Annotated in this window: 16 protein-coding genes; 4 read left to right on the top strand and 12 right to left on the bottom strand. The window is 64.6% G+C overall.

The window, feature by feature from the left end; all coding sequences use genetic code 11:
• Positions 1 to 19: 19 nt before the first annotated feature.
• The 5 genes from purH to DXT59_RS09630 all read right to left on the bottom strand — a co-directional run bounded on the left by purH (position 20) and on the right by DXT59_RS09630 (position 5735).
• Entirely contained in the window at positions 20 to 1585 is a 1566-nt protein-coding gene (purH, locus tag DXT59_RS09650) for a bifunctional phosphoribosylaminoimidazolecarboxamide formyltransferase/IMP cyclohydrolase (RefSeq protein WP_116136682.1), read from the bottom strand.
• A gap of 39 nt (positions 1586 to 1624) precedes the next feature.
• Positions 1625 to 1858 (bottom strand): Fis family transcriptional regulator, encoded by a 234-nt coding sequence (locus DXT59_RS09645; RefSeq protein ID WP_102609481.1) that lies wholly within the window; start codon positions 1856 to 1858, stop codon positions 1625 to 1627.
• Entirely contained in the window at positions 1855 to 2925 is a 1071-nt protein-coding gene (dusB, locus tag DXT59_RS09640; protein ID WP_116136681.1) for a tRNA dihydrouridine synthase DusB, read from the bottom strand. The genes DXT59_RS09645 and dusB overlap by 4 nt, the downstream gene beginning before the upstream one ends.
• A gap of 157 nt (positions 2926 to 3082) precedes the next feature.
• Complete coding sequence (locus DXT59_RS09635; RefSeq protein WP_116136680.1) at positions 3083 to 4327, bottom strand: UbiH/UbiF/VisC/COQ6 family ubiquinone biosynthesis hydroxylase; 1245 nt, start codon at positions 4325 to 4327, stop codon at positions 3083 to 3085.
• Between the two features lie 4 nt (positions 4328 to 4331).
• A complete protein-coding gene (locus DXT59_RS09630; RefSeq protein ID WP_116136679.1) occupies positions 4332 to 5735 on the bottom strand; it encodes an aminopeptidase P N-terminal domain-containing protein in 1404 nt (467 codons plus the stop codon).
• A 213-nt stretch (positions 5736 to 5948) separates the two neighbouring features.
• Between DXT59_RS09630 and DXT59_RS09625 the strand changes: the two genes are divergently transcribed.
• Positions 5949 to 6563, top strand: a complete 615-nt coding sequence (locus DXT59_RS09625) for a glutathione S-transferase N-terminal domain-containing protein (RefSeq protein ID WP_116136780.1) — start codon at positions 5949 to 5951, stop codon at positions 6561 to 6563.
• Between the two features lie 50 nt (positions 6564 to 6613).
• On the opposite strand, the gene DXT59_RS09620 is transcribed toward DXT59_RS09625, so the two are convergent.
• From DXT59_RS09620 to DXT59_RS09610, 3 genes are all read right to left on the bottom strand, one after another.
• The gene (locus DXT59_RS09620) at positions 6614 to 8230 is read right to left on the bottom strand and encodes an FMN-binding glutamate synthase family protein (protein ID WP_116136678.1); all 1617 of its coding nucleotides are present in this window, start codon (positions 8228 to 8230) and stop codon (positions 6614 to 6616) included.
• Between the two features lie 104 nt (positions 8231 to 8334).
• The gene (gene mnmA / locus DXT59_RS09615; protein WP_116136677.1) at positions 8335 to 9435 is read right to left on the bottom strand and encodes a tRNA 2-thiouridine(34) synthase MnmA; all 1101 of its coding nucleotides are present in this window, start codon (positions 9433 to 9435) and stop codon (positions 8335 to 8337) included.
• Positions 9436 to 9456: 21 nt separating this feature from the next.
• Positions 9457 to 9942: an NUDIX hydrolase gene (locus DXT59_RS09610; protein WP_116136779.1), complete on the bottom strand. Its 486-nt coding sequence runs from the start codon at positions 9940 to 9942 to the stop codon at positions 9457 to 9459.
• A gap of 330 nt (positions 9943 to 10272) precedes the next feature.
• Here DXT59_RS09610 and DXT59_RS09605 point away from each other — a divergent pair, with 330 nt between their 5' ends.
• The 3 genes from DXT59_RS09605 to DXT59_RS09595 are packed head-to-tail and all read left to right on the top strand — an operon-like array spanning position 10273 to position 13221.
• Positions 10273 to 11427, top strand: a complete 1155-nt coding sequence (locus DXT59_RS09605) for a Re/Si-specific NAD(P)(+) transhydrogenase subunit alpha (RefSeq protein ID WP_116136676.1) — start codon at positions 10273 to 10275, stop codon at positions 11425 to 11427.
• An 18-nt stretch (positions 11428 to 11445) separates the two neighbouring features.
• Complete coding sequence (locus DXT59_RS09600; RefSeq protein WP_116136675.1) at positions 11446 to 11766, top strand: NAD(P) transhydrogenase subunit alpha part 2; 321 nt, start codon at positions 11446 to 11448, stop codon at positions 11764 to 11766.
• Entirely contained in the window at positions 11767 to 13221 is a 1455-nt protein-coding gene (locus DXT59_RS09595) for an NAD(P)(+) transhydrogenase (Re/Si-specific) subunit beta (RefSeq protein ID WP_116136674.1), read from the top strand.
• Between the two features lie 77 nt (positions 13222 to 13298).
• On the opposite strand, the gene DXT59_RS09590 is transcribed toward DXT59_RS09595, so the two are convergent.
• The 4 genes from DXT59_RS09590 to DXT59_RS09575 all read right to left on the bottom strand — a co-directional run bounded on the left by DXT59_RS09590 (position 13299) and on the right by DXT59_RS09575 (position 15143).
• Positions 13299 to 13583, bottom strand: coding sequence for a helix-turn-helix domain-containing protein (locus DXT59_RS09590; protein ID WP_116136673.1), 285 nt, complete (start codon positions 13581 to 13583; stop codon positions 13299 to 13301).
• Positions 13568 to 13900, bottom strand: coding sequence for a transcriptional regulator (locus DXT59_RS09585; protein ID WP_420823380.1), 333 nt, complete (start codon positions 13898 to 13900; stop codon positions 13568 to 13570). Before DXT59_RS09585 ends, DXT59_RS09590 begins: the two co-directional genes overlap by 16 nt.
• Positions 13901 to 14003: 103 nt before the next feature.
• Positions 14004 to 14717, bottom strand: a complete 714-nt coding sequence (locus DXT59_RS09580; protein WP_116136672.1) for a helix-turn-helix transcriptional regulator — start codon at positions 14715 to 14717, stop codon at positions 14004 to 14006.
• Positions 14718 to 14741: 24 nt separating this feature from the next.
• Positions 14742 to 15143 (bottom strand): VOC family protein, encoded by a 402-nt coding sequence (locus tag DXT59_RS09575; RefSeq protein WP_116136671.1) that lies wholly within the window; start codon positions 15141 to 15143, stop codon positions 14742 to 14744.
• Positions 15144 to 15343 lie beyond the last annotated feature (200 nt).

The raw sequence follows: 15343 nt of genomic DNA, 5'->3' as shown, positions 1-15343 counted from the left end.
ACTCACTGTCTGTCGATGCTCAATGACGGAAGTGCCGCACGCCCGTCACGACCATCGCGATGTTGTGCTCGTCGGCCGCCGCGATGACCTCGTCGTCACGCACCGAACCGCCCGGCTGAATGACGCAGGTGGCGCCTGCCGCAACGACGACGTCGAGGCCGTCGCGGAACGGGAAGAATGCATCGGACGCCACGGTCGATCCTTGCAGCGAAAGACCCGCGTTTTGCGCCTTGATGCTCGCGATGCGCGCCGAGTCGACACGGCTCATTTGGCCCGCGCCGACGCCGAGCGTCATACCCTTGCCGCAGAATACGATTGCATTGGACTTGACGAACTTCGCCACGCGCCAGGCGAACATCAGATCGTCCATCTCTTGCGGCGTGGGATGGCGTTTCGTGACCACGCGCAGATCGCGCGGCAGTACGTTCTTCGCATCGGGGGACTGCACGAGCAGGCCGCCGCCCACACGCTTGAAGTCGAATGCGTTTTGACCGGCGCCCAGCGCGATTTCGAGCACGCGCACGTTTTGCTTGGCGGCGAGCACTTGTTTGGCGGAATCGGTCAGCGAAGGGGCGATCAGGACTTCGACGAACTGCTTCGTGACGGCCTGCGCCGCGGCTTCGTCCACCTCGCGGTTAAACGCGATGATGCCGCCGAAGGCCGAGGTCGGATCGGTCTGGAAGGCCTTCGCATAAGCTTCGGCGGGGCTCTGCGCCACCGCCACGCCGCACGGGTTGGCATGCTTGACGATGACGCACGCGGGCACATCGAACGTCTTCACGCATTCCCAGGCGGCGTCCGCATCGGCGATGTTGTTGTACGAGAGCTCTTTGCCCTGCAATTGGCGGTATCCGGCGAGCGCGCCGGCCGGCATCGCGATGTCGCGGTAGAACGCGGCGCTTTGATGCGGGTTCTCGCCGTAGCGCAGGTCCTGCACTTTTTCGAAGGCGAGATTCAGCGTTTCCGGATACGCGTTGCGCGACGAGTGCGAGAGCGACTCGGTCAGGCTCGTCAGATAGTTCGTGATCGCGCCGTCGTATTGCGCGGTGTGCGCGAACACTTTCGTCGCCAGCCGGAAATTCGTCTTGTAGCTCACCGTATTACCGCTCGCGCGCATCTCGTCGAGCACCGCGGCGTAGTCGGCCGGATCGACGACGACGGTCACGTCGCGGTGGTTCTTCGCCGCCGAGCGCAGCATCGTCGGGCCGCCGATGTCGATGTTCTCGATGGCGTCCTCGAGCGTGCATTCGTCTTTCGCGATCGTCGAGACGAACGGGTAGAGGTTCACGACGAGCAGGTCGATCGTCGGGATGTCGTGCGCTTGCAGCGCGGCCATGTGTTCCGGCAGATCGCGGCGCGCGAGAATGCCGCCGTGCACTTTGGGATGAAGCGTCTTCACGCGGCCGTCGAGCATCTCGGGAAAGCCCGTATAGTCGGCCACTTCGGTAACCGGAAGACCCGCGTCGGCGAGCAGCTTGGCGGTGCCGCCCGTCGACAAAATCTTGACGCCGAGCGTCGAGAGCGAACGGGCGAATTCGACGATGCCGGACTTGTCGGAGACGGAAATGAGCGCTTGCTTGATCATGATGGAAACGATGGCCGGAAAGGAACTTGAGGTGGCGCGTTACAGCAAGCCGTGCTGCTGCAGCTTCTTGCGCAACGTGTTGCGGTTGATGCCGAGATAATCGGCGGCCAGCGACTGATTGCCGCCCGCCCGCTCGAGCACCACCTCGAGCATCGGTTTCTCGACGCACGACATCACCATGTCATACACGTCGTGCGGGTTGGCGCCGTCGAGATCCTGGAAATACATGCCCAGGCTGTCGCGGACGCATTGTTCGATATTGTGCTTGCTCATGCTGCTAAAGGTTCGTTGCGATTAGGCCCGGCCGGGGTAGGCCCGGCCGGGCTCTCGTCGACGTAGACGAGGCGGTCCGACAGCGCTTGCTGCTCGTCGAAAAAGGCGTTGACGGCGACGAGCTGCTCGCGCGTCGTATCGAGCGTGTTCATTCGATGCCGGAACGCATTGGCGCCGGAAAGGCCGCGAGTGTACCAGCCGATGTGCTTGCGTGCCGTCCGCACGCCCGTGAATTCGCCGTAAAACGCGTAATGATCCTCTAAATGCTCGTTCATCACTTGGCGGATTTCGGCGATGCGCGGCGGCGGCAAAAGCTCGCCCGTCGCAAGGAAATGCTCGATTTCGCGAAACAGCCACGGGCGCCCTTGGGCCGCGCGGCCGATCATGATGGCGTCGGCGCCCGTGGCCGCGAGTACCGCGCGCGCCTTCCGCGGCGAATCGATGTCGCCATTGGCGACCACGGGGATGCGCACGGCCGCTTTCACGGCCGCGATGGTTTCGTACTCGGCTTCGCCATGGTAGAGATCGGCGCGCGTGCGGCCGTGGACCGTCAGCATCGAGATGCCCGCGGCCTCGGCGAGCCGGGCGACTCGCACCGCGTTGCGATTCTCGCGATTCCAGCCCGTGCGGATCTTCAGCGTGACGGGCACCGCGCCGGGCCCGGTACCCACGGCGGCGACGACAGCCTCCACGATCCGCGCGACGAGCGGCTCGTTTTGCAGCAGCGCGGACCCCGCCGCGACGTTGCAGACCTTCTTGGCCGGGCAGCCCATATTGATGTCGATGATCTGCGCGCCGTTATCGACGTTGTAGCGCGCCGCTTCGGCCATCATCGCCGGGTCGGCGCCGGCGATCTGGACCGCGATCGGCTCGACCTCGCCCGCGTGGTTCGCGCGGCGCATCGTCTTCTCGCTCTTCCAAAGCTGGGCATTCGACGCGACCATCTCGGACACCGCATAACCGGCCCCGAGCCGCTTGCAAAGCTGGCGGAACGGCCGATCCGTCACGCCCGCCATCGGGGCGACGAATAGGTTGTTGCGCAGAGTGTGCGAGCCGAGCGTTGGCATCATGAAAAGAGGGCAGCAGCCCGCGCCGAGAGGCGCGGGGGCGGGAAGGCGACCAGGGAAACGCGTATTTTACCGTTAACCGCCGACCCGAGGCGTTTGGATCGGTACGGACTGCTCAGCCGCTGTCCGGCGACGGCCGGCGGGCGCCGGGCGCGCGTCAGCGGCGTTGGCCGAACATCATCTGGCGCGCGAGCGCCGTTTTGGCGGGCGGCACGCATTCGAGCGCCGTCAACGCGAGTCCTCGCAGCACCGCCAAGGGGCCGAAATCGACCGTGAAAAGGCGCGCAAGCGTATCGGTGGCACCGATCGTGATGCGCCGATCGACGCTGCGCCGGCGTGCGAACCGCGCAAGAGCGTCCGGCGTCGCCCCGGCGTGCGCGAGCGCGTCGGCGAGCGCGTGCGCGTCGCGCAGCCCGAGATTCAATCCCTGTCCGGCCACGGGGTGGAGCGTTTGCGCCGCGTTGCCGATCGATGCGATGCGGCCCTCGACGAGCGTGTGCGCGGCCACGAGCCCGAGCGGAAAAGCCGCGCGGCCCTTGATCGCCTGAAAGCGGCCCATGCGTTCGCCGAACGCGACGCCCAATTCCGCCAGCAGCGCCGCATCGGACAATGCCGCGCGCCGCGCCGCCTGCTCGGGCGCCATGCACCAGACGAGCGCGTAATCGGCCTGACGCACGCCGCCGATCGGCAGCAGCGCGATCGGACCCTCATGCGTGAAACGCTCCCATGCGACGTGCGGTTGCGGCGCCGACACGGTTACGGTGCCGACGATCGCCGTTTGACCGTAGTCGCGCGTGTCGTATTTATCGGCGAGCCGCGCGGGCTTTGGCCGGTCGGCGTCGATGGCCGACTGCTTGGCATGCGGCTCGCCGTAAATTCCGCCTTCGGCGTTGATCAGGATGCGCGTGCTCAGTGTGCGCTGCAGGTGGGCGCTTTCGATAGGCAGCTTGACGAACTCGGCACCCGGTTCGGCTTCGGGCGGCAATGCGCGGCAGGACGTGAACCAGTGCGTGCCCGTGCGGCGCACGGTACCCGCGAGCGCATGCACGATCGAGCCGTAGCGCGCGACGTAACCGAGTGCGGGCAGGCCGTGCTCGTCGCGTTCGATCAGCGTGCGCCCGAAGCGTCCGCGCTGCGACACGTGGATGCGCTCGATCGCCGTGGCATCGGCCGGCCACGCGCCGAACGGTTCGAGCAACATGCGGCTGCCCTCGGAAATGGCGATCGCGCGCGGATCGCCGGCGGCCGCCTCGGGATCGCGCGCATCGACTAGCGCGACCGACAGCGCGGCGGTGGCGCTGCGCCGGGCGAGCCAAGCGGCAAGCGCTAGGCCGACGGGCCCCGCGCCGACGATCGTGACGTCGAATTCGTGCGGGCCGTGCAAAGGACGAATCTCGCTCATGGCTCTATGCCGCCGACGACGATTCGCGGCCCTCGCGCATCAGCGCTTCGATGGCGTCGGCTTCGACCGGCACGTCGCGCGTGATGAGGACGCATCCGTCGTCGGTGACGATCGCGTCGTCCTCGATGCGGATGCCGATATTCCAATAGCGTTCGGGCACGTCGGGCGCGGCGCGCACATATAGGCCGGGCTCGATCGTCAGTGCCATCGACGCGCGCAACGTGCGCCAAGGCAGGGCGCCCGAGGCATCGGGCAGCGCCGCGCGTTCGCGATAATCGCCACAATCGTGCACGTCCATCCCGATCCAGTGCCCGGTGCGGTGCATGTAAAAGCGCGAATAGGCTCGCTCTGCGATGACGTCGTCAACCGATGCGAACTTGCTGCGATCGACGATGCCCGTGTCGAGCAGCCCTTGGGCCAAGACCCGCACGGCGGCGTCGTGGGGCGCCTCGAAGCTCACGCCGGCGCGTGTGGCGTCGATCGCCGCCCGTTGCGCGGCCAGCACGATGTCGTACAGTTCGCGTTGCGCGGGCGAGAATCGGCCGTTTGCGGGGAACGTGCGCGTGATATCCGAGGCATAACCGTCGAGTTCGCAGGCCGCGTCGATCAATATCAAGTCGCCGTCGCGCGCAATGGCGTTGCCGGCGGGGTAGTGCAGTACGCAGGCATTGGCGCCGGCCGCGACGATCGAGCCGTAAGCGGGCGCTTGCGCCCCGTTGCGGCGAAACGTATAGAGCAGCTCCGCCTCGAGTTCGTATTCGCGCATGCCCGGCCGGCATACCTGCATCGCACGGCGATGCGCCTGCGCCGAAATGCGTGCGGCCTGACTCATGATCGCGAGTTCATGCTCGTCCTTGACGAGGCGCATGTCGTCGAGCACAGGCTGGATATCGACGAGCCGGGCGGGGGCCGCCACGCCGCTGCGGCCTTGCGCGCGTACCGCATCGAGCCAGCGGCGCACTTGGCCGTCGAGTTCGGCCGAACGGCCGAACGCATAGAACAGCGCCGGGGTATCGGAGATGAGGCGCGGCAATTGCGTATCGATTTCCTCGATCGGGAACGCCGCATCGAAGCCGAACGCCTCGCGCGCGGCATCGGGGCCGTAATGGAAGCCCTCCCACGTTTCGCGTTCGGCGTTTTTCGTGCGGCAAAACAAGATCGAGGCCGGCTCGCCCGCTTGAGCGGTCGCATCGAGGACGATGAACGACTGGGGCTCGGAAAACCCGCTCAAGTAATAAAAATAGCTGTCGTGGCGATAAGGGTATTCGGTATCGCGATTGCGCAGCGCTTCGGGCGCCGTCGGCACGAGGGCGACACCGCCCCCCGCGGCGCGCATGGCGGCGAGAAGGCGCTCGCGCCGGGCTTGATGGACGGAGACGGCGATGGGGGATTCGGTCGGCGTAGTCATCGTGCGATTGTACTGCTCAATCGGACCTGCCAAGCGTCTGCCCCGGCTTGTTCTACCGATATGATGGCGGCGCCAAACGCCGTTTCGGCCGCCGGCGACGTTATACTCTTTCTCGCACTTCACACCGGCCCCCGGATCGAACCCGCGCGCACGACGCGGTGGACGCGACAATCCGTATCCGGACGGCCTGGCGTTTTCTTGAGAGAAAGGCAGATGATGAAATTAATCGGTTCGCTCGCGAGCCCCTTCGTCCGCAAGGCGCGGATCGTGCTCGCCGAAAAGAAGATCGACTATCAATTCGTGCTCGAAGATGTCTGGTCGCCAGAGACGACCATTCATACGTTCAATCCGATCGGCAAGGTGCCGTGCCTCGTCATGGAGGACGGGGAAGCCGTATTCGATTCACGTGTCATTTGCGAGTACGTCGACACGCTGTCGCCCGTCGGTAAGCTGATCCCGCAATCGGGCCGGGAGCGCGTCGAGGTGCGCTGCTGGGAAGCGCTCGCCGACGGCATGCTCGATGCCGCCGTGCTGATTCGTTTGGAAGACACGCAGCGCGACCCGTCGCAGCGCAACGAGGGTTGGCTCGCCCGCCAGCGGCGCAAGATCGAGGAAGGGCTCGTGGCGATGTCGCAAGGGCTCGCAGGCAAGCCTTGGTGCGCGAACAATCACTATTCGCTAGCCGACGTCGCCGTGGGCTGCGCGCTCGGATATCTCGATTTTCGGATGTCCGATCTCAATTGGCGCGAGAAATATCCGAATCTCGACAAGCATTTCGCGAAGCTTTCGCAACGCCAGTCGTTCATCGATACCTTTCCCAACGGGTAACCCGCGCTCCAGCCGTGCCGATCGACAGGGCTGCCGTTCCTTCCCCGCGCTTACGCGGTCGCCAACGGCGCGAGCGCCTTCGGCGAGAAGGAATCGCTATCCGCTAGCGGCCACCATTTTTCGTAGAGCGAGTACCGGTAGTTGCCGTTGACGAGGTCGTTCGGCTCCAAATACTTGAGCAACTCCGACATCAATTGCACCTCGTGGGACGAGACCCGGCGCACGATGTGATGGGCGCGCAACTGCGACGGATGCGCGAGTCCCGCGGCTTGCACGATCTCTTGCAGCGCGTGCAGGGTGTTGCGATGGAAATTGAACACGCGTTCCGACTTGTCGGGTACGACGAGCGCGCGCTGGCGCACGGGATCTTGCGTCGCGACGCCCGTCGGACAGCGGCCCGTGTGGCACGTTTGCGCCTGAATGCAGCCGACCGCGAACATGAAGCCGCGCGCCGAGTTGACCCAGTCGGCGCCGATCGCGAGCGTGCGCGCGATGTCGAACGCCGTAATCATCTTGCCGCTTGCGCCGATCCGGATCTTATCGCGCAGCCCGATGCCTACCAGCGTGTTGTGAACGAGCAAAAGCCCCTCTTGCAGCGGCACGCCGATGTGGTCGGTGAATTCGAGCGGCGCCGCGCCCGTGCCGCCTTCCGCGCCGTCCACCACGATGAAATCCGGCACGATGCCGGTTTCGAGCATTGCTTTAGCGATCGCGAAAAATTCCCACGGATGGCCGATACAGAGTTTGAAGCCCGTCGGCTTGCCGCCCGAGAGCGTGCGCAGCCGGTCGACGAATTCGAGCAGGCCGCGCGGCGTCGAGAACGCGCTGTGCGAGGCCGGCGAGATGCAGTCTTGCCCCATCGGCACGCCGCGGGCCTCGGAAATTTCCGGCGTAACTTTCGCGGCCGGCAGCACGCCGCCATGGCCGGGCTTGGCGCCCTGCGAGAGTTTGACTTCGATCATCTTCACCTGTGGGTCGCGCGCTTGATGCGCGAACTTCTCTGCGCTGAACGTGCCGTCCTCGTTACGGCAGCCGAAGTAACCCGAGGCGATTTCCCAAATGATGTCGCCGCCGTGTTCCCGGTGGTATTTCGATAGCGAGCCTTCGCCCGTGTCGTGCGCGAACCCGCCTTTTTTGGCGCCGAGGTTGAGCGCGCGGATGGCGTTCGCCGACAGCGACCCGAAACTCATCGCCGAGATGTTGAAGATCGACATCGAGTAGGGCTGCGCGCGATCGGGGCCCACGATGATGCGAAAGTCGTGCGAGGGCAGCTTGGTGGGCGCCAGCGAATGGCTGATCCATTCGTGGGCGACCGCTTTGACGTCGAGTTCGGTGCCGTAGGGGCGGCTATCGGGTTCGTTCTTCGCGCGTTGATAGACGATGCTGCGCTGGGCGCGCGAAAACGGCTTTTCCTCGGTGTCGTCCTCGACGAAATATTGGCGAATTTCGGGGCGGACGAATTCGAAGAAAAAGCGCAGATGACCGGCGATCGGATAATTGCGCAAGATACTGTGCCGCTCTTGACGCAAATCGAATAAGCCGAGCGCGATCAATGCGGCCGGCACGATGAACCAAAGCCAGGAAATCGTATGGCGCGCCGCGAGCGCCGCACAGGCCAAAGCGAGCAGCAGAGCACACCAGATCGCGAAATAGCGACGGGAAAACATGGACACACTCCTGAACGGCGAACGCCGCTGGCGCGGGGATTGCCGTGGTCGAAAAGATGCGCCAGTTTAATCGGGAACGATCGGAGACGGCGCCGGAGGGGACACTAGCCTTGCGCGGATTCGATGATGCCGCCGCCGAGACAGACGTCGCCGTCATAGAGCACGGCCGACTGCCCCGGCGTGACCGCCCACTGCGGCTCGTCGAACGAGAGCGTGAAGCGCGCCTCGCCTGCGCTTTGATCGAGCGCGCCGAACACGCAAGCCGCGTCGGCTTGCCGGTAGCGCGTCTTCGCGCCGAAGCGCGTGCCCGCGACAGGCGCGCCGCCCGCGACCCAGCTCGTATTGCCCGCAACGAGCGTGGGCGAGAGCAGCCACTCGTGGTCGTGTCCCTGCACGACGTAAAGGGTGTTGGCGGCCATGTCCTTACGGGCGACGAACCACGGCTCGCCGCTACCCGATTTGCTGCCGCCGATCCCGATGCCCTTGCGCTGGCCGAGCGTATAGAACGCGAGCCCGACGTGCTCGCCGACGACATTGCCGTCCGGCGTTTTCATCGGCCCGGGCTGGGTCGGCAAATAGCGATTCAGAAATTCGCGGAAAGGCCGTTCGCCGATGAAGCAAATGCCGGTCGAGTCTTTCTTTTTGGCGTTCGGCAAGCCGATCGAGGCGGCGATCTCGCGCACCTGGGTTTTCGGAATCTCGCCGAGCGGAAACAGCGTCTTCGACAATTGCGCTTGATTGAGCCGGTGCAGGAAGTACGACTGATCCTTGGTCGAGTCCGTCGCTTTGAGCAATTCGAACCGGCCGTCGATTTCGCGCACGCGCGCGTAATGGCCGGTGGCGATCGTCTCGGCGCCGAGCGCCATCGCGTGATCGAGAAACGCCTTGAACTTGATTTCGGCGTTGCAGAGCACATCGGGGTTGGGCGTGCGGCCCGCCGAATATTCGCGCAGGAATTCGGCAAAAACGCGCTCTTTGTATTCGGCCGCGAAATTGACCGCCTCTACGTCGATGCCGATCAAATCGGCGACCGAGACGACGTCGATCCAATCCTGCCGCGTGGAGCAGTATTCGCTGTCGTCGTCGTCTTCCCAGTTCTTCATGAACAGGCCGACGACGTCATACCCCGCTTGTTTGAGGAGCCATGCCGTCACCGACGAATCGACGCCGCCCGACATCCCCACCACGACTCTTTGCTTACTCATTGAACGATTGACCGACTGCTCTTACTTGCCATTGGGAGGCCCGACCGAGTGCGTATGCACGAAATCGAGCGGGAAACGCCGGCCCGCGAGGTAATCCTCGACCGAACGCATCACGAGCGGCGTGCGGTGGCGCGCCCGCGACGCGTGCAGCTCGTCGGGCGTCAGCCACAACGTGCGGACGATGCCCGTATCGAGCGCGCGCGGCTCGGCCGGTGCCGCATGCCGGCCGCAGAACGTGAAGCGCAGGTAAGTAGCCCCGTGGCCGTCCGGCCGGTCGATATGCGTCATGTAGACGCCGATCAGCGCCTGCGGCACGAACGTGAGCGCCGTTTCCTCGAGCGTTTCGCGTGCGACGGCGTCAACGAGCGTCTCGCCCGATTCCAGGTGCCCGGCCGGCTGGTTGATGCGCAAACCTTCAGACGTATGTTCCTCTACGACCAGAAAGCGGCCCTCGTGTTCCACGACGGCGGCCACGGTGACGCGCGGTGTCCAGCGTTCTTGTTTCATGGCCGCCATTTTACCGGTTGGCGCGATGGGCTGCCGGGTAGACGGGCCGGTTCGGTGTCTGCCCGTCGAATAGAGCATTCACTTCGGTTTATGGCACTCATTTCTATCGAACGCGGCGACTTCGGTTAAAGTGGCACTCGGCGTGCCGTTCGGGTTGCCGTCCCGACGCGTTCGGCATGCCCCCTTGTTGCCGCAGTATCGATTCAATGGGCCCTTTGCAGTCAGCGCCCAGCGTTTTCTTGCAGCCGTGTAATCGTATTAAAACGATGGTGTCGGCCCGGAAACGTCGACGCCGTCCTCGCAATCACGAGCAGGTGAGGAGGATACAACGTGCACATCGGAGTGCCAGCCGAGACTCGCGCGCACGAAGCGCGCGTAGCCGCGACGCCCGAGACGGTGAAGAAGTACGTCCAAGCGGGCCATCGCGTGACCATCGAGCGCGGCGCGGGAGCGGCCGCCAGCTTCACCGACGACGCGTACGCGTCCGTCGGCGCCGAGCTAGTCGAAGCCGACGCGGCCTTGAGCGCCGATCTCGTCCTTAAAGTCCAATCGCCGAACGAAACCGAGCTTGCGCTCATGAAGCGCGGTGCGGTGCTCGTGGGCATGCTCGAACCGTTCAATGCCGACAACGCGGCCCGCCTGGCCCAAGCTGGAATCACGGCCTTCGCGCTCGAGGCCGCGCCACGCACGACGCGGGCGCAAAGTCTCGACGTCTTGTCCTCGCAAGCGAACATCGCGGGCTATAAGGCCGTGCTGCTTGCGGCCGACCTTTACCCGCGCTTCATGCCGATGCTGATGACGGCGGCCGGTACCGTCAAAGCCGCGCGCGTGCTGATTCTGGGCGCGGGCGTTGCCGGCTTGCAGGCGATTGCCACCGCCAAGCGTCTGGGCGCGGTGATCGAGGCGTCGGACGTGCGCCCGGCGGTGAAAGAGCAGATCGAATCGCTCGGCGCGAAGTTCATCGACGTGCCTTACGAAACGCAGGAGGAGCGCGACGCGGCCGAGGGCGTGGGCGGGTATGCGCGTCCGATGCCGCCGTCGTGGCTCGCGCGGCAGGCCTTGCAGGTGCACGAGCGGGCGAAGGTCGCCGACATCGTCATCACAACGGCGCTGATCCCGGGCCGCGACGCGCCGACGCTGCTCTCCGCCGAGACGGTGCAGGCGATGCGTCCGGGTTCGGTCATCGTCGATTTGGCCGCGGGCCGCGGACCCGAATTGGCCGGGCTGCCCGGCGTGCGCGGCGGCAACTGTCCGTTGACCGAACCGGACAAGGTCGTCACCAAGCACGGCGTGATCATCGTCGGCCATACGAACTTGCCGGCGATGGTCGCGGCCGATGCATCCTCGCTCTACGCCCGCAACTTGTTCGACTTCCTCAAGCTGATCGTGACGAAGGAAGGGCTGCTCAATATCGACCTGAGCGACGACATCGTCGCGGCGACCTTGCTCGCCCGCGATGGTGCCGTCACGCGCAAAGCGGCATAACGGACAAGGAGCGATGCGATGGAAATCATCAATCACACCGTCATCAATCTGATCATCTTCGTGCTGGCCGTCTATGTCGGCTACCACGTCGTTTGGAATGTGACGCCCGCGCTGCATACGCCGCTCATGGCCGTGACCAATGCGATTTCGGCCATCGTCATCGTGGGGGCCATGCTGGCCACGGGGCTTACCGTAGGCGGGCAGGCGAAATTCTTCGGCACGTTCGCGGTCCTGCTCGCGGCCGTAAACGTGTTCGGCGGCTTTCTCGTCACGCGGCGCATGCTCGAGATGTTCAAGAAGAAAGAACCGAAGAAAGCGGCGAACAAGGAGGGTGCGTAAATGAGCCTGAACGTCGTTACGCTCCTGTATCTGCTCGCGTCCGTTTGCTTCATTCAAGCGCTCAAGGGACTCTCGAATCCGAAGAGCGCCCGCGCCGGCAACGTGTTCGGCATGGCCGGCATGGCCATCGCTATCCTTACGACGGTCGCGCTCATCGTCAAACAAGCCGCGTTGCTCGGTTCGAATCTCGCGCTGGGCCTAGGGCTGCTGTTCGCCGCGCTCGTGGTCGGCGGGGCGATCGGCGCGTATGTCGCCGCGCGCGTCGAGATGACGAAGATGCCCGAACTCGTCGCGGCGATGCACTCGCTGATCGGTCTCGCGGCCGTGGCGATCGCGTATGCCGTGGTCAGCGAGCCGGCCGCGTTCGGCCTCGTGCCGCCCGATGCGCCCGACCCGGGTTTTCTGCCGTACGGCAATCGGATCGAGCTCTTCATCGGAACGTTCGTCGGGGCGATCACGTTCTCCGGGTCGGTCATCGCCTTCGGCAAGCTCTCGGGCAAGTACAAGTTCCGCTTGTTTCAAGGCGCGCCCGTGGTCTACCCGGGCCAGCACCTGATCAACTTGATGCTTGCGCTCGGCATGCTCGGTTTCGGCGTGATCTTCTTCCTGACGCAATCGTGGCTGCCGTTTGTCATCATGACGATCATCGCGTTTGCGCTCGGGGTGCTGATCATCATCCCGATCGGCGGGGCCGACATGCCCGTCGTCGTGTCGATGCTCAATTCGTATTCGGGCTGGGCCGCGGCCGGTATCGGCTTCTCGCTGAACAACGCGATGCTGATCATCGCCGGGTCGCTCGTGGGTTCGTCGGGTGCGATTCTGTCGTACATCATGTGCCACGCGATGAATCGTTCGTTCTTCAACGTCCTGCTGGGCGGTTTCGGCGCGGAGCCGGGCGCGCAAGCGGCCGGCGGGGCGGCCGAGCAGCGGCCCGTGAAATCGGGTTCGGCCGACGACGCTTCGTTCATGCTCGGCAACGCGGAGTCGGTCGTCATCGTGCCCGGCTACGGGTTGGCAGTGGCGCGCGCGCAGCATGCGCTCAAGGAGTTGACGGACAAACTCATCGAAAAGGGCGTCGATGTCCGTTATGCCATTCACCCGGTGGCCGGGCGCATGCCGGGGCACATGAACGTGCTGCTCGCGGAAGCGGAAGTGCCGTACGACCTCGTCTACGAGATGGAAGACATCAATAACGAGTTCGGACAGACGGACGTGGTGCTCGTGCTCGGCGCCAACGACGTGGTGAATCCGGCGGCCAAAAACGATCCGAAATCGCCGATCGCGGGCATGCCGATCATCGAGGCATATAAAGCTCGCACGATCATCGTCAACAAGCGGTCGATGGCTGCTGGGTATGCCGGTCTCGATAACGAGCTGTTCTATATGGACAAAACGATGATGGTCTTCGGCGATGCGAAGAAGGTCATCGAGGATATGGTGAAGGCGGTGGACTGATGATGCCGGCCGGGGCGCCGGCCGAATTTATTGCGGCGGCCGGGCGCCGTCTTCAGCTATCTCCCGGCCGGGCGTGTTTATGCCAGTTGCAGATCGCGCAGGGCGTCCGGATGGGCGACCGCGACACGCAGCAACGTTTTGGCGGCGCCGGTCGGTTCGCGACGGCCCTGTTCCCAATCCTGCAACGTTCTCACCGAAACACCGAGCAATGCGGCAAAAGCGTTTTGCGAAAGCCCGACCTTGGCGCGCGCCAACGATGCCATCGTAGGCTCGACCTTAGTGACGCGAGCCGCTTTGCCCGCCTTCATCTCTCGTACCGATTGCAGCAAATCGGCTTGGAATCGTTCTAGCTCCGGGTCCATCTTTCAACCTCTTTGCGTAGCGTCTGAAGGAACGGGGCAGGCAGACTATCGAACTTCGATTTCGTGTATGCCATCAGCAGCCAGATCTGCCCGTCTTCCAGCACGTTGTAGTAGATGACGCGAGCGCCGCCGCGTTTGCCCATGCTGCTACGGCTCCAGCGAATCTTGCGCAAGCCGCCCGAACCGGGGATGACATCGCCCGACGACGGATTGTGTGCAAGCCAGAAAATGAGGGCATCGCGCTCGTGTGGGCGCCACATATCAGCCGTGTAGCGCACGAACGTTTCGGTTTCGACTACGGTGTACATCGACATCATACGGCAGTGCCGTATCCTGAGTCCAGGAGAAGTACGACGGTACCGTTTTTTGTCGGCGACAAACGGTCTTGCGCTGCGAATCAGACAAGCGGAATGGCTGACCTTACCGATCGGCCGATGCCGCCCGCTTGCGATCGGACGGCGCCTCGACGCGGCGCAGATAGTCCGCGAGCCGCCGTCCTTCCATATCGGGAAACGGCTCGTGCTCGGCGACGTTCGTCATATTCGCGATATCGAAATTGCGGAAGTCGCCGCGCAGTTCGCACCACGCGCCGACCGTCCAGCGGCCGCCCCAGTAGACGAGGCTCAGCGGCCAAATGCGCCGCTCCGTCACGGCGCCGAGCCGATCGCGGTAGGCAAAGCCGACGACGTGCCGCGTATCGACGGCCCGGTGCAGCGTATCGACCTTCTCCGAAAACGCGCGATCGATGTGAAACGACGGCGCGAACACGGCTAATCGATCGAGTGTCGCCCGCTTATCGGCCGGCATCGCGGAGGCCACCTTCGCGAGCGCGCTGCGCGCGCCGCCCGCCAGCGCCGCGCCGCCCCAGGTCTCGATCATCCGCGCGCCGGCGGCCAGCGCCGCCAACTCTTCGGCCGTGAACGTCAGCGGAGGAAGACTGGCCGAACGGCTCAGCCGGTAACCGATGCCCGCCTCGCCCTCGATCGGCACGCCCGACAGTTGCAGATCCCGCACGTCGCGATAGACGGTGCGCTGCGAGACGTGAAGCCATTCGGCCAATTGCTGCGCCGTCGTCAAGCGCCGGCCGCGAAGCAACTCGGCAATCTGAAAGAGGCGATCGGCGCGTCGGGTCATGGCGGCGGTGTGGGAACGCGGCGATTAACGCAGATGGCGCGAATGCAAGCCGATGCGGTTGCCGTCCGGGTCGATGAAAAACGCGATGTAGCCGATGTCGTTCGGCAACTCGACGATCGAGCCGTCGATCTTACCGCCGGCCGGCGTGACGCGATCGAGCGTGGCCTGCAGCGTCGGCTCGGCGGCCAGATAGACGGTCACGCCGTCGCCCGTCGCCGAAGGCCGCATCTCGCGCGGGTTATGCACGATCGCGCCGCCGGTCGCTTCTTCGCCGCTTGCGAAGACGGCCATCGGCACGCCGCCGAAGAGTTCGCGCTGCATCGGTTGGTCGAGCGCGGCTTCGTAAAAGCGCACGGCGCGCTCGAAATTGAGCACGGGGATTTCAAACCAAGTGATCGTGCGGGTGGCAGTGGCAGTGGCAGTCATGACAGTCTCCGTCGAGGGTGCGATTACACGCTGGGTAAGGCGCCGGATAGCGCGTAGGACAGAGTGTGCGTGAGTGCTGCTGACACCGTTCTGTCAGCAGCATGCCGGCTTTTCGCGGGCACTGCCTACCGCGCGAAAATCGAGGAATCGGCGACCGCGCTCGTATCGCCGCAGCCTCACGGGTTACGTCCGAGCGACGG

The organism is Trinickia diaoshuihuensis, assembly GCF_003390925.1.
In the GTDB taxonomy this organism is placed as follows: Bacteria; Pseudomonadota; Gammaproteobacteria; order Burkholderiales; family Burkholderiaceae; genus Trinickia; species Trinickia diaoshuihuensis.
This window is presented reverse-complemented; position numbering and strand designations above follow the sequence as displayed.